The sequence below is a fragment of the Alteromonas sp. MB-3u-76 genome (assembly GCF_002831605.1).
In the GTDB taxonomy this organism is placed as follows: domain Bacteria; phylum Pseudomonadota; class Gammaproteobacteria; order Enterobacterales; family Alteromonadaceae; genus Alteromonas; species Alteromonas hispanica.
The window spans coordinates 2,434,690-2,447,946 of the sequence record NZ_CP025115.1 but is presented as its reverse complement, the minus strand read 5'-3'; the positions used below and the strand labels follow the sequence as shown (position 1 = coordinate 2,447,946).

The window sequence follows — 13,257 nt, the reverse complement described above, 5'->3', positions numbered from 1 at the left end:
GTTTTGTCTTTGCTTAGTTCTCACTTCAAACATTATCGAAGACACAATTTGCAACATTTTGCGCGTTAAACATACGGTTAAACAAGATAACTAGCAGAAATAACACCGCTTAATGTTACACACTATGAATGTTAAAAATTTGAAAACCCAAAATAAAAATAATAACTCAGGCAGTCGCTCTTGCAATAGAGCACTAACAACAGGAAAAGTTATGAGATTCAACAAAATCAAAAAGGCCTTAATGATGGGCCTGCTCGGCGTGTCTGTAATAAGTGTGCAGGTTCACGCTCAAGACGAGAAGCAAGATGCGAGTGAAGCATCAAAAGCTGAAGCATCTAAAGAAGAAAAAACACTTTCTCAGTTATTAGAAGATAAAACCCCATTTGAGGGTTATCTGCCGGTCTACCAAAATAGTGAAGATGGCTCGGCCCTTATGGTGATTGATGAAAGCCAGCTTAATAAACCTTTTTTATATTTTGCTAAAACCGTTGACGGGGTTGTAGACGCGGGTCATTACCGCGGTAGTTTTCGTCAGCATAGACTCATTGAAATGCGTCGGGTTTTTGATCGCATCGAAATTGTTGCTATGACTCCGCGATATTACTTCGACCCAGATACAGCAATTAGTAAGGCGGCAGACGCCAATATCAGCGAAGCGGTGTTGGTTTCGGCGAAAATTGTTAACGAGGAAGGCTCGCGCGTCGCTATAAAGCTTGATGAAGTAGTTGAGAATGAAAAACTTCATCGCATAGCGCCTATGCCTGCAACAAAGCCAGAAGTAGAGAAAAAGCGTTACAAATTAGGTAAGCTCAGCGCCGATAAAACTAAAATTGCGGCCATTGACAACTTTCCGGCTAATACCCACATTGTTGTAGATTACGTGTTTGAGAATGATACGCCGAAAGTACGCGGCGGTAACTACATCACCGACCCGCGATACACAACAATAAGTTTACAGCACGCTTTCATTGAATTGCCAGAAAATGACTTTAAGCCCCGTCGCGACGACCCGCGCATTGGCTACTTTGGTAAGCAATTTGACGATTTAACCACCGACCAAACCTTTATTGGCCGCGACGTAATCAACCGCTGGCACTTGGAAAAGAAAGATCCTACGGCAGAAGTATCTGATCCCGTTGAGCCTATTGTTTGGTGGATTGAAAATACAACTCCGTTAGAGTGGCGAGATACTATTCGTGACGCTACGTTGAGCTGGAATTCCGCATTTGAGAAAGCCGGTATTAGCAATGCTATTGAAGTGAAAATTCAGCCTGACGATGCAGATTGGAAAGCAGAAGATGTGCGTTACAACGTATTGCGTTGGACCTCTTCACCTCGACCACCGTTTGGTGGCTATGGGCCAAGCGTAGCTAACCCGTTAACGGGTCAAATCATCGCGTCAGACATTATGCTTGAGTACAGCTTTATGAAAGGGCGCTGGATAGCGGGAGAAATGTTCACTGATGGCGCAACGTCACTTGCGTCAGCAATGCCTGAATCCTTAAGTGATGAAGAAGCGCAGTATTGTTCGTTGGGGCATCAATTAAATGCAGGTCTGCTGTTTGGTCAATATGCTTCTTTAGCAAAGGGGATGGGGGATGTTGAAAAAGACAAGCTACTCCGTCAAGCAATGCATTACCTGATTTTACACGAAGTGGGCCACACACTAGGGCTTAATCACAATATGAAAGCTTCGCAATTGCATGGTCATGACGAAGCGCACGATGTTGAGGTTACTCAAGGGATCTTGGCTGGCTCTGTTATGGATTATCCGGCAGTTAACTTTGCGCCAGATGGTGTTGAGCAAGGGGACTTTTACACTGAAAAGCCAGGCCCCTACGACGATTGGGCTATTGAGTACGGTTACTCCATTGCATTAGACAATCCGGAAGCTGAAGAAGAGCGCTTGCAGGCTATTTTATCGCGTAGTGCCGAACCAGAGTTAGCATTTGGCAACGACGCAGATGACATGCGTGCACCAGGGCGTCACCTCGACCCTCGTATCAATATATTTGATATGTCTGGCGATGCGGTTGAGTATGCACGAGATCGTTTCGATCTGGTTAAATCCACAGCAACTGAAATAAAGGATAAAACGCTGGCGGATAATCGCTCGCATAACGACCTGGCAGTTGGTGTTAACGCTGTGTTTGGTGAATTTGCACGTCAGGCTAGCGTGGTATCACGGTATGTAGGCGGCGTTTATGTCGACCGTACTTTTGTTGGGCAAGAGGGGTATGAGCAACCTTTTACACCGGTCCCTAAAGCGCTTCAGCGTAGAGCCATGGAAACCCTTAATGAGTATGTATTTGCACCAGATGCCATTGATACAATGGAACCTTTGTTCGCGTACATTCAGCGCCAGCGTCGTGGCTTCGACAACTTTGGTAAGAACGAAGATCCTAAACCCCATAAAATGCTTCTTGGGGCGCAGAAAAATGTGCTGAGTCACTTACTCCATCCTGCAGTTCAAATGCGTATGAGCGATACGGCATTGTATGGCAATGAATATAGCCTTGAGCAAATGATGGGAGAGTTAACCAAAGGTATTTTTGAAGCCGATATCAAGCGCGATGTAAATAGCTATCGTCGCAACTTGCAAACAGAATATGTTGAGCAGTTGATAAAAATTAGCGGCCTAGAAAAAGCCAGTGCTTATGATCACCTTGCCAAGGCTGCAGCGCTGTATGAGTTGAACAGGATTAAAGACATGGTAGATAACTCAAGAGGCGACAGAGCCAGTAAGGTACACAAATTTTATCTTACCGATAGAATTGAGCGAGCATTTTACAAAAGTAAAAGTTAAGCCTTCGCTATTTTAACGAAAAACAAACCGGTATTGTTGATTAACATTACCGGTTTAATTAGATGGTCCGCCTCACCTCTAAGCTAATCTTAGAGTTAGGCAATCAAAGAGGCGAACCATCATGTCTACTATTAAAGTTCTTGGAATCGATTTAGGCAAATCATCTTTTCACGTGATAGGCCGCGACTATTCAGATAATCAAATCATTCGCAAAAAATTTTCCCGCTCGGCACTCATTCACTATCTTCATCAATTAACGCCATGCACAATTGCTTTCGAAGCTTGTGGCGGTGCGCACTGGCTTGGCAGGCAGTGTGAGTTGATGGGGCATACGGTCAAACTAATCCCGCCACAATACGTAAAACCTTTCGTTAAAAGCAATAAGAATGATTTTATTGATGCAGAGGCCATATGCGAAGCATCAATAAGACCGAAAATGCGGTTTGTCAGCGTCAAATCAGAAGAAGCCCAGGTCATTTCAGCTATTCATAAAGCAAGGCATGGGTATGTCAAAGACAGAACAGCCTGCATGTCCCGTATAGGCTCCTTACTGCTGGAGTTTGGCATTGCACTTCCAACAGGCCATAGCGTAATGAAGCAACTGTTTAACTGGCTTTCACAGCAGCGGCAGGTCTTGCCAGGGTTACTTATGGAAGAGCTCATGGAGCTGCACGAATATTACCTGCTCCTTAACAGGAACATTGAGAGACAAGATAAAAAGCTAAAGCAACTGGTTGATACAAACCCGATAGGGCAGCTTCTTAAAACCATCCCAGGTATTGGCGATATGACCGCCAGCCTTTGTATTGCCAACATCAGTAGCGCTACGGATTTTAAAAACGGAAGAAACATGGCTGCATGGTTAGGGTTAGTTCCAGCGCAGTACTCAACTGGCGGTAAACCCAAATTACTGGGGATAAGCAAGCGGGGTAACAAAGAACTCCGAACCTTGTTTATCCATGCCGCCAGGGCGGTTATGTCCAGGCCGGATAAGACCGGAAAGATTTATGGCGAGTGGTTGATAAATTTACGCGCCACCAAGCCATTCAATGTTGTAACCGTTGCCCTGGCCAACAAACTGGCCCGAATAGCATGGGCAGTGATGAAAACAAAAAAAGCATTCAACAGCAAAGCGTTAGCACCGGGTTTGCAATGATAAATATGATGACGAAAACGGTAGAACCACTGGATTAAAACCTGACATAAAAAACAGCTCTCAGAAGCTTTCGGTTTTTTGAGGATAATCCAGCGCGGATCTCATCGTGGAGCGGGTTGCGAAAGCGCCTAAACAGACTCCGAATACATTAGCGCATAACCAACCCCGTTATCGAAATTAATCATTGCAATAACGAGGCGGACCATACATTTTTATGCCCTAGTTACAAATTTCGCAGGTCTTATTATTGGGAAGTTGCCAGCGTTGCCATTCGTGGGTAAGTGCATCAAACGTGAGAAGTGTATTTAAGGGAATATCTTTGAATTCCATCATTATTTGCATTGCCAGCATCGCTTGGTAAGTGCCAATGATATTAGCAACGGGCGAAAATATCCCAGATTCAAGGCAGCTTAAGTCAGGGGCAGTAAATAACTTTCTCAAGCATCCATAGCATTTGCTTTTACCCGGAATGGCCACAAACAATTGCCCTTCAAAGCGAATGGCAGCACCGGATACCAAGGGGGTGTTATTGGCATAGCACAAGGTGTTAATAAGGTCACGAGAGTCGGCATTATCAGTACAATCTAGCACAATGTCACAGCGTTTGATTAACGCCTCATGTTCTAAAGAAAATGCTTCTTCTATGGCATTAATAGCGCAATGAGAGTTCATTTTTACCAATTGCTCACGGGCTGCTTTCACCTTGCTTGAACCTGCCGAGGTTTCGTTAAACAGGGTTTGGCGATGCAGATTAGTCACGTCTACTTTATCAAAATCAACCAGCGTAATTTCGCCCACACCGCTCGCACATAGGCTCGTTGCCGCCGCGTTACCTAAACCGCCCATTCCAACAATAAGTACACGTGCGTTTAACAGTGACTCTTGTCCACCCAAGTCGATATTTGGGAGCACAATATGGCGGTTGTATCGCATAGCATCTTCGTTGGAAATTGTGTTACGGCTAATTTTAGGCATTGGTTAAGTTAACTTAAGTGTTGAATTCATGGCGCACACCCTTATAAAGTGTCTACTCATAAAATGATTGTACTAGTTGCACGTAATTCTACACTTTATCAAAACCAGACGAGATGTCGCACGCAAAATAGGATTTTATATGTCTGTTGTTAGCCAGCCGCTAAACATTGCCGTACTCACTATTTCAGATACCAGGTCGCTGGATAATGACAAATCTGGAGATTTTTTAACTCAGGCTCTCACTCAAGCGGGCCATTCGCTTGCCGACCGCGCTATAGTAAAAGACGATATCTATCAGCAGCGTGCAGTTGTGTCTGGTTGGATTGCCGATGCAAATATTCATGCAGTGTTGATAACCGGTGGTACGGGCTTTACTCATAGAGACTCAACGCCTGAAGCAATAAGCGTATTGTTTGATAAAGAAGTCGATGGCTTTGGTGAGCTATTTCGTCAGCTTAGCTATGAGGAGATAGGAACCTCTACTATCCAGTCGAGAGCGCTTGCAGGCTTTGCAAATAATACCGTAATATTTTGTTTACCGGGCTCTACTGGGGCTTGTCGTACCGGGTGGGAGAAAATTATTGCCAGCCAACTTAACGCAGACTTTAAACCCTGTAATTTTGTTAAACACCTGGTACAAGCATGACTAAATCTGAAAATAAATTTAGCCATATCGATGCTGGCGGCCAGGCAAATATGGTTGATGTAAGTGACAAAAGTGAAACTAAGCGAGAAGCCGTTGCCGAAGGCTTTTTGTATGTAAACGATAGCGTTATTAAGCAAATCAGCGAAGCGAAGATAGCCAAAGGCGACGTGTTTGCTGTAGCACGGGTAGCCGGTATCCAGGGTGCAAAACGCTGTAGCGACCTCATTCCACTATGTCACCCGTTAGCTCTGTCGAAAGTTGACGTAGACTTCGAAATTCAAGCTTCGCAACAACGTATAAGGGCAAGCTGTTACTGTAAGCTCAGTGGAAAAACAGGCGTTGAAATGGAGGCGCTTACTGGCGTGAACGTTGCTCTACTCACCTTATTTGACATGTGTAAGGCCATCGATCCTGCCATGTATATGAATGGCGTGCGAGTTGTTGAGAAAAAAGGCGGAAAAACCGGTCATTGGACCTATCCATGATAAAAGCACTTCATGGTCTCGTGTTGAGCTTTTCGCTCAGTACTACTTTGCAATTTTTAGAGATAGCTCACTCATGCAGATAACAGTGAAAACATTCGCACAGACTCGCGAACTTTCAAAAACTCCTAGCTTACATCTTGAAATTGAAGAGGGCGAAACGGTAGCTAACGTTACATCGCGTTTAAAAAATATGGACAGCAACTGGGCGCTTGCCTTAGAGGGAAGTGTTTTGACCGCCCGAAATCAGCAGCTATGCGACAGTAAAACAGTACTGGGTGCCAACGATGAATTGGCCTACTTTCCGCCCGTCACGGGAGGCTAGGGGTGTTTTCTTTTATTCAAGAGCACGATTTCAACCAAGCTGAACTTTACACAAAACTTCAGCAAGATGCTCAGCACCGAGCACCAGGTAACACAGGCGCAATCGTAACGTTTACTGGTTTGGTTCGAGACTTTAATATGGCTGGGGACATTGATGGTATTACGCTGGAGCATTACCCAGAAATGACAGAGAAAGCGCTTGGTCTGTTAGTAGAAAAAGCAGTTACTCGATTTTCTTTAACAAGTGCCGCGGCTGTTCACAGAGTGGGGCGAATTTATAATAACGAGCAAATAGTTTGGGTGGGTTGTGCTGGAGCTCACCGACAAGAGGCGTTCGATGGGGCGTGTTTTTTGATGGATATGCTAAAACAATCGGTTCCTCTTTGGAAAAAAGAGTTCAAGGGCAATACATCAAAATGGGTAGAGGCAAAGAGCTCTGACGATGCTGCCGCTTTAAAATGGATGACTAAACCTTGATACAAGTACGATGAAGTATTTCAACATTCACCTCATCGGTATCTTACTCTTACAGGTAATGCTGATAGCGCCCTCAACGAATGCCGCTGCCTTGGCTCAAAATAAAGCAGCTGCAAATGCACGCCGAAACATGGAAAAGAGCACGGAAAACGGTACTGAAAAAGGCACCGAAAACAGCCTCAGCAACGATAAACATTCACTCAGCACAACTGATTTGTTAAATACATTGCGAATGAGGTTTTCCGAATCACCGCCGTTAAAAATTGCTGTAGCCGCTAACTTTTCAGAGCCATTGCATGCTCTTACATCTTCGTTTACCGAGCTCACAGGTATTCAAGTATCGATTACCACCTCCTCTAGCGGTACTCTTTATGCGCAAATGCTTCACGGCGCAGGTTTTGATATTTTTATGTCTGCAGATTCAGCAAGACCAGCAGCTCTAGCTGAGAATGAAAAAGTGCATATAAATAATGTAGTGAACTATGCACAAGGACGGTTAGCATTGGTCTCCTCAGTTTTATCTGCTGAAAACAAGGCGTTTAATGCAGCTGCCATTCAACTAATTCTAGATAAGCCAAATGAAAAGCTTGCTATCGCTAACCCTAAACTTGCACCCTACGGGGTGGCGGCAAAACAAGTGTTGCAGAGTTTATCGCTGTATAGCGCAATAGAGGGTCGATTAGTGAAAGGGAAAAACGTATTGCAGACTTATCAATATTTAAGCTCTGGTAATGTCAGCCACGCCCTAGTTGCCTATTCTACAGTGCTTTCCCAACACGGAGGGCTTGAGCAAGAACTTTTAAATCAGAAGCCACAAAAACAGGAGCTTCTCAAACAAGGGCGACAGTTACAACACGGTGATTTTTCAAAGCAACCAACTGGAGAAGCTGGCAAAGGTAGCAATAACGCTGGAAATTGGGTGCTAATAGATAAATCGCTACATGAACCTATCATTCAGTCTCTTGTTATCAACAGCAAAAAAGCGGCATCACTGAGTCCCAATCTGTTCGATAACGAAGCCGTTTATAACACGCCCTTTAATTATAAAAACGCTAAAAGCGAAAGCCGAGAAAATAACGTAAGTCGAAAAGATAGCATAGCTCACGTAGATCACGTAGATCTTGAGCAGGTAATGTTAGCGAAGCTAACCACGGCGAGTGTGTTTGTTCAGTACCTAATGTCGAGTAATGTGCAGATGTCTCTTAAACACTGGGGTTATGAACCGGCGATAAATGCTAAAAATAAAAGTTTTTCGGAAACAGCCGTGTATATAAATAAGGCAAATGAGGCGAATTGTGCAAATGGAGCAAATGGAGCAAACGCATGGAGTATGTGAATACTGATATGCTAAATGCGGTGTCTATAACGTTTAAACTTGCGCTAGTAACGAGCGTATTGCTTTTGCTCATCGTAATGCCATTAGCCTGGTTCTTAGCAAATTGGCGTCATAGCGCTAAATCATTCGTTCTTTCTATTTTTGCACTACCTTTGGTGCTGCCACCCACGGTGCTTGGCTTTTATTTGCTCATCGCTTTTTCGCCTGAAAGTGCGCTAGGTGCGTGGTGGTTGGACTTGTTTGGAAGCACGTTGGCGTTCAGTTTTGAAGGCCTTGTGCTGGGGTCGCTTATCTATTCTCTGCCATTCGCATTGCAACCACTTTACAGTGGCTTTACTCAGCTCAATAAGGGCTATTTAGAAGTAGCAACTTCTCTTGGTTTTTCACCTTTAGAAACCTTTTTTCGCATTGTATTACCTCAGTGCAAGGCCGCTGTTATTGTCGCGTTTGGTTTAAGCTTCGCTCATACTGTTGGTGAGTTCGGTGTTGTGCTTATGATTGGCGGTAATATTCCCAGCGAAACTCAGGTGCTTTCTATTGCATTATATGAGCAGGTGGAGGCGCTAGAATATGAACGCGCGCACGTTATGTCATTAGGGTTGCTCGTGTTTTCATTCGTCGCGCTGGCGCTGTTATATCGATTTGATGGAAATAAGCGCCACTCTGCGGTATCCCAGCATCGGGTGAGGTCTTGATGAGTTTGTCGTTGAATGTGGCTTTACATGGCAGAATAGAAGGCGAAGCGACGTTTTGTGCAACTTCACGCTTTATTGGCATAACAGGGCCTTCAGGGGCAGGCAAAAGCAGCTTCTTGCGCTGTATTGCTGGCTTTGAAAAAGAGGCAAAGGTTCGGGCTTCGTGGCCAAGCCAGATAGCCTCAAAAGAAGCACAGCTAAAAATTGGGATCGTTTTCCAACAGCCCTTATTGTTTCCCCATGTTAATGTGCAAGGTAATTTAGGGCTTGCTCGACGCCATGCAAGTAAAAATGCTATTTCTATTGAAGAAGCGCTGACTGGATGCTGTTGCTCGCACTTAGTCCATAAATCGATAGATTCCCTATCAGGCGGGGAGGCACAGCGAGTAGCTATTGCTAGAGCCTTGGTGAACGGGCCAGATATTCTTTTACTCGATGAGTCGTTAAGCGCTATTGATAGCCAAAGCCGTCGAAAAATCTATAGGTTTTTGCATAAACTTTGCGCATCGAGTTTACTCACCTGTTTAGTTGTTTCTCACGATATTGATGATCTTTTACTGTTTAGCGATGAACTTGTTTACATTCACAACGGCAACATTGCAGCGGTAGGCGAGGTCAATAATGTGATACAAGCCATGTTCCGATATGGTGGCATGGAAAGTATGGAAACACCCTCTGCGGTTATAGACGCTGTTGTGGAGCATTTGATTGAGCCAGAGGTTGGCAAAGTCGCTGAGCCAGATTCTTCGCTAAACATAGCCAACAGGATTTATAGCGTAATGGCACTCGGGCAGCGCCTGTATGTTTCAGAAAAAACGCTTACTCCTGTCTCTGCATATTCACACACAAGCCCAGAAAGTAAAGACGCCGAAAATAAGCCCCTCACAAATGGCCAGCCAGTGCGAATATCGATAAAAGCTAGTGATGTGAGTATAGACACAAACGTTTCTGAGACCAGCGAACAAACCACGTCGAGTATTTTAAATGCACTGACATGCCATATTGAAGATATAACATTCTTTGATAGGCATCAGCAGGGAAGAGTGTTGCTAACGCTAGGTATTCAAGACACTAGCGCACAGGGATCAGATAATGACAAAAACGGTTCCCAAATACACCAGGAACCGCTTTATGCTGTTATTAGCGCATTATCTTTTCATCGATTAGCGCTAGAGCGCAACATGCCAGTAGTTGCGCGCTTTAAATTGCTTTAGAGAAACGCGGTATTGTTTTGTTGTCTTTTGCCTGAGCGTTTGAATGAGCTTCCATATGGCCGTCTAAATAAGCGTCGAAGGTTGCACATATCGCTCTAATAAATATTCTTGCATGTTCTGGAACCACAATGCCATGTTCCATATGCAAAACTAATCCGTCTTTTTGTAATAAGCGAAGCGCGTTAAGTTCATTGGTAAAATAATCATTAAAGATAATATTGTGCTTTCTCTCGATGTTATTTATGTCCAGCGATAAATTACACATTAAGCTTGATATTACGTCTCTTCTAATGAGGTCGTCACTGGTTAACGACAGCCCAATTGTGGCAACAGGTTCGTTGTTATCTATCTTAGTGTAATAGTCTTTTAATTGTTTAGGGTTTTGCGCGAAGGCATTTCCTATTGTGCTTATTGCAGACACGCCAAAACCGATTAAATCGGTGTTGCCATGCAGCGTGTAGCCCTGAAAATTTCTATGTAGTTTGCCAGCTTTTTTTGCCAACGCCAGGTTATCTGATTTTTTAGCAAAATGATCTAGCCCTATCATTTCATATCCAATCTTTTTGAATTCTTTTACCGCCAAGTCATAAAGTTCTGCTTTAAGCTCCGCATTAGGTAAAATGTCGTCGGCGAACTTACGTTGCGCGGCAAAACGCTCCGGTAAATGTGCATAACTAAATAGCGATATTCTGTCTGGTGAAATCGCTTTTGTTGCAGCTATGGTTGTCCTGAACGTGTGGATAGACTGGTGCGGGAGGCCGTAAATAAGGTCCAAGTTAATAGAGTTGAACCCTAGATTTCGGGCTTCGAACACTAAATCTGAAATATGCAGCGTACTTTGCACACGGTTTATGGTTTGCTGAACTTTAAAGTCTGTATCTTGTAGCCCAAAGCTTAGCCTGTTGTAACCTAAGTCTTTTAGCGTATTGAGGTAATGCAAATCTACATTGCGCGGATCGAGTTCAATAGACATTTCAGCGTCTTCATCAAACGATATGTATTTTTTTAGCAATGCCATTAAGGTAGTTTGTTGCTCAGCACTGAGAAAGCTTGGCGACCCGCCGCCAAGGTGCAGCGATACAGCCATTTTACCCTTATACAAGTTTGATTTAGCGACTATCTCTTTTTCAATATACGCGAGATACTCATCTGCTTTGCTGTTGTGTCGAGTCACAATTTTGTTACAACCGCAGTAATAGCAAAGAGTTTTACAAAAAGGGATGTGAATATACAGGCTTATGCTATCAGCTTTAGTCGCTTTATTTGCAATGCTAAGAATGTCATTGTTTACTGGCGAAAAGTTTAGAGCAGTAGGGTAGGAAGTATACCGTGGCGCATGCTTGGCGTATTTCTCAATGGTAGTGGTGCGAGCTTGGCTCACCTGTTTCACTGTCATGACATTTCTTCTTGTTGAGGGTTTTGAGTAGACATGGGTATGTTATCGAGTAACAAAGGATGATGAGTTGATCTGGTTCAATATTTTGTATTTTTACTGCTGTTTTTTTACGCTTTTTCCAGTGATTTCTTTTCAGGCACTTTGGGTGAGAAAAAAGGCACTTAGGCTGCCCGAACCCGTGGGTGCACGAGAAATACTTACCGAAGTAGAGGTAGAGAGTGAGAAGCAAGAAGCTGAACAAGAAGCCGTACAAGAGGCTATACAAAAACCCATAAAAATACTACTTACAGGTGATTCAGCAGCGGCAGGCGTAGGAGTTGAGACACAAAACGATGCTTTGCTAGGCAAACTTCAACAGCAGCTATTAAGTGAAGATAATACCGCGGCATCTATCTGTTTATTAGCAAAAGCGGGGCTTGCTAGCCAGGGGTTACTGGAGTTGCTTCAAAAAGAAAACCCGCGGCGTTTCGACATTGCCGTAGTTTCTATTGGTGTTAATGATGTAACTCGGTTTACGTCACTGAAAGCGTGGAATACTAACGTGAGTCTTATCTACCAATTGCTCGTACAAAAGTTTGGGTGCAAATTAGTGATTTTCTCGGGTTTACCCCCGATGGCTGAATTTCCTGCGATACCTCAACCTTTGCGATATGTATTGGGGCTGCGTGCGGCTATGCTCAATAACGCACTAGAAAAAAGCCTGATTACACTGCCGTTTGGCCGTTTATTGACAGTGAATTTATTGAACAATAATTTTCACACTTATAGTCATTCAGTTAAAAGAAAACCTCTGCTAAATGCAAACATGATGGCCATTGATGGTTTTCATCCGTCATCTGCAGGCTATGCAATTTGGGCAAAGCAAATTGTTACTCTTATCAAAGAAAATAACACGCCCTGGTAAAGAAATATGAACTGTTCGTTGTCTCGCTAATTTGCATACCTGGTATAAACCATTTACGGTTATTGTGGTCAATAAACAGTGTTAAATAATATTCGGGGCGATAAATTTTGGTTTGTAGCCCCAAAAATTCTTTTTTTATTGCGTTTATTTTACGAACGTTAAACGAGGCCAAATGCGAACAATAACAATTGATATGGTGTCTGACGTAGTGTGCCCTTGGTGCATTGTAGGTTATAAACATTTACAGCAGGCCATCGATTCACTGGCGCAGGAAAATATAACGGTTGACGTAAAGTTTCACCCTTTTGAACTAAACCCTGCTATGACAGAAGAAGGCCAAAATTTACGTGAGCACGTGATGGAAAAATATGGCATCACCGAGCAGCAAAGTAGTGCGAACAGACAGAGGTTAGTAGAGGCAGGTAAAGCCATTGGGTTTGAGTTTAAACTTGCCGATGATGCAACAATGCAAAACACCTTTAAAGCTCACCAACTTATCCACTATGCAGAGGAAGCAGGGTTGGCGCTAGCAATGAAGATGCGTTTATTCGAAGCTTATTTTTCAGAGGGAAAAAACATTAATAATTTAGATGTTTTAGTTCAGGAAGGCGGTATTGTCGGTTTAGATAAGCTGGGCATTACAGAGGCGCTTGAGAGTGAACGCTATGCCGATATTGTTCGGCAAAAGGAGTCGGCTTGGATGCAGCGTGGTATTCAGAGCGTGCCAACATTCGTTATTGGAAATCAGGGAGTTGCTGGTGCGCAAGAACCCGTAACGTTAGCAGCATTTATAAAGGACGCTGCAAATAGCGCTAACGCCTAGCTTTCCTCTGCTAGTTTTACCAA

13 protein-coding genes are annotated in these 13,257 nt (G+C 43.7%); 11 read left to right on the top strand and 2 right to left on the bottom strand.

Annotation, left to right across the window (positions count from 1 at the left end; translation table 11 throughout):
- Positions 1-211: 211 nt before the first annotated feature.
- Positions 212-2,806, top strand: a complete 2,595-nt coding sequence (locus CW735_RS10930) for a zinc-dependent metalloprotease (protein ID WP_100973242.1) — start codon at positions 212-214, stop codon at positions 2,804-2,806.
- A 121-nt stretch (positions 2,807-2,927) separates the two neighbouring features.
- Positions 2,928-3,962, top strand: a complete 1,035-nt coding sequence (locus tag CW735_RS10925; RefSeq protein WP_100970746.1) for an IS110 family transposase — start codon at positions 2,928-2,930, stop codon at positions 3,960-3,962.
- A gap of 219 nt (positions 3,963-4,181) precedes the next feature.
- Here the strand turns inward: CW735_RS10925 and CW735_RS10920 are convergent, their stop codons facing one another.
- Positions 4,182-4,937, bottom strand: coding sequence for a HesA/MoeB/ThiF family protein (locus CW735_RS10920; RefSeq protein WP_071979847.1), 756 nt, complete (start codon positions 4,935-4,937; stop codon positions 4,182-4,184).
- A 139-nt stretch (positions 4,938-5,076) separates the two neighbouring features.
- Here CW735_RS10920 and moaB point away from each other — a divergent pair, with 139 nt between their 5' ends.
- From moaB to CW735_RS10885, 7 genes are all read left to right on the top strand, one after another.
- Positions 5,077-5,583: a molybdenum cofactor biosynthesis protein B gene (gene moaB, locus CW735_RS10915; RefSeq protein WP_071979846.1), complete on the top strand. Its 507-nt coding sequence runs from the start codon at positions 5,077-5,079 to the stop codon at positions 5,581-5,583.
- Positions 5,580-6,068: a cyclic pyranopterin monophosphate synthase MoaC gene (gene moaC, locus CW735_RS10910; protein ID WP_071979845.1), complete on the top strand. Its 489-nt coding sequence runs from the start codon at positions 5,580-5,582 to the stop codon at positions 6,066-6,068. Before moaB ends, moaC begins: the two co-directional genes overlap by 4 nt.
- Positions 6,069-6,153: 85 nt before the next feature.
- Complete coding sequence (locus CW735_RS10905) at positions 6,154-6,390, top strand: MoaD/ThiS family protein (RefSeq protein WP_232230475.1); 237 nt, start codon at positions 6,154-6,156, stop codon at positions 6,388-6,390.
- Between the two features lie 2 nt (positions 6,391-6,392).
- On the top strand, positions 6,393-6,866 hold the full coding sequence (locus tag CW735_RS10900) for a molybdenum cofactor biosynthesis protein MoaE (RefSeq protein ID WP_083595266.1): 474 nt from the start codon (positions 6,393-6,395) through the stop codon (positions 6,864-6,866).
- 10 nt (positions 6,867-6,876) lie between these two features.
- Entirely contained in the window at positions 6,877-8,202 is a 1,326-nt protein-coding gene (modA, locus tag CW735_RS10895; protein ID WP_100972097.1) for a molybdate ABC transporter substrate-binding protein, read from the top strand.
- Positions 8,190-8,897 carry a molybdate ABC transporter permease subunit gene (gene modB, locus CW735_RS10890; protein WP_100972095.1) on the top strand — a complete coding sequence of 236 codons (708 nt, stop codon included), beginning with the start codon at positions 8,190-8,192 and terminating at the stop codon, positions 8,895-8,897. The genes modA and modB overlap by 13 nt, the downstream gene beginning before the upstream one ends.
- Positions 8,897-10,111, top strand: a complete 1,215-nt coding sequence (locus tag CW735_RS10885) for an ATP-binding cassette domain-containing protein (RefSeq protein ID WP_100972093.1) — start codon at positions 8,897-8,899, stop codon at positions 10,109-10,111. Before modB ends, CW735_RS10885 begins: the two co-directional genes overlap by 1 nt.
- On the opposite strand, the gene hemN is transcribed toward CW735_RS10885, so the two are convergent.
- Complete coding sequence (gene hemN / locus CW735_RS10880; protein ID WP_100972091.1) at positions 10,098-11,507, bottom strand: oxygen-independent coproporphyrinogen III oxidase; 1,410 nt, start codon at positions 11,505-11,507, stop codon at positions 10,098-10,100. The two genes, CW735_RS10885 and hemN, sit on opposite strands and share 14 nt — an antisense overlap.
- Before the next feature lie 145 nt (positions 11,508-11,652).
- On the opposite strand from hemN, the gene CW735_RS10875 reads away from it, so the two are divergent.
- The gene (locus CW735_RS10875; RefSeq protein ID WP_157812682.1) at positions 11,653-12,411 is read left to right on the top strand and encodes an SGNH/GDSL hydrolase family protein; all 759 of its coding nucleotides are present in this window, start codon (positions 11,653-11,655) and stop codon (positions 12,409-12,411) included.
- 172 nt (positions 12,412-12,583) lie between these two features.
- Positions 12,584-13,234, top strand: coding sequence for a DsbA family oxidoreductase (locus tag CW735_RS10870; protein ID WP_100972087.1), 651 nt, complete (start codon positions 12,584-12,586; stop codon positions 13,232-13,234).
- Positions 13,235-13,257 lie beyond the last annotated feature (23 nt).

What these genes read in the sequence shown, in the direction of transcription:
- CW735_RS10930 (WP_100973242.1), top strand. Translation starts at nt 212, where the DNA reads ATGAGATTCAACAAAATCAAAAAGGCCTTAATGATGGGCCTGCTCGGC.
- CW735_RS10925 (WP_100970746.1), top strand. Translation starts at nt 2,928, where the DNA reads ATGTCTACTATTAAAGTTCTTGGAATCGATTTAGGCAAATCATCTTTT.
- CW735_RS10920 (WP_071979847.1), bottom strand. Translation starts at nt 4,937, where the DNA reads ATGCCTAAAATTAGCCGTAACACAATTTCCAACGAAGATGCTATGCGA.
- moaB (WP_071979846.1), top strand. Translation starts at nt 5,077, where the DNA reads ATGTCTGTTGTTAGCCAGCCGCTAAACATTGCCGTACTCACTATTTCA.
- moaC (WP_071979845.1), top strand. Translation starts at nt 5,580, where the DNA reads ATGACTAAATCTGAAAATAAATTTAGCCATATCGATGCTGGCGGCCAG.
- modA (WP_100972097.1), top strand. Translation starts at nt 6,877, where the DNA reads ATGAAGTATTTCAACATTCACCTCATCGGTATCTTACTCTTACAGGTA.
- modB (WP_100972095.1), top strand. Translation starts at nt 8,190, where the DNA reads ATGGAGTATGTGAATACTGATATGCTAAATGCGGTGTCTATAACGTTT.
- CW735_RS10885 (WP_100972093.1), top strand. Translation starts at nt 8,897, where the DNA reads ATGAGTTTGTCGTTGAATGTGGCTTTACATGGCAGAATAGAAGGCGAA.
- hemN (WP_100972091.1), bottom strand. Translation starts at nt 11,507, where the DNA reads ATGACAGTGAAACAGGTGAGCCAAGCTCGCACCACTACCATTGAGAAA.
- CW735_RS10870 (WP_100972087.1), top strand. Translation starts at nt 12,584, where the DNA reads ATGCGAACAATAACAATTGATATGGTGTCTGACGTAGTGTGCCCTTGG.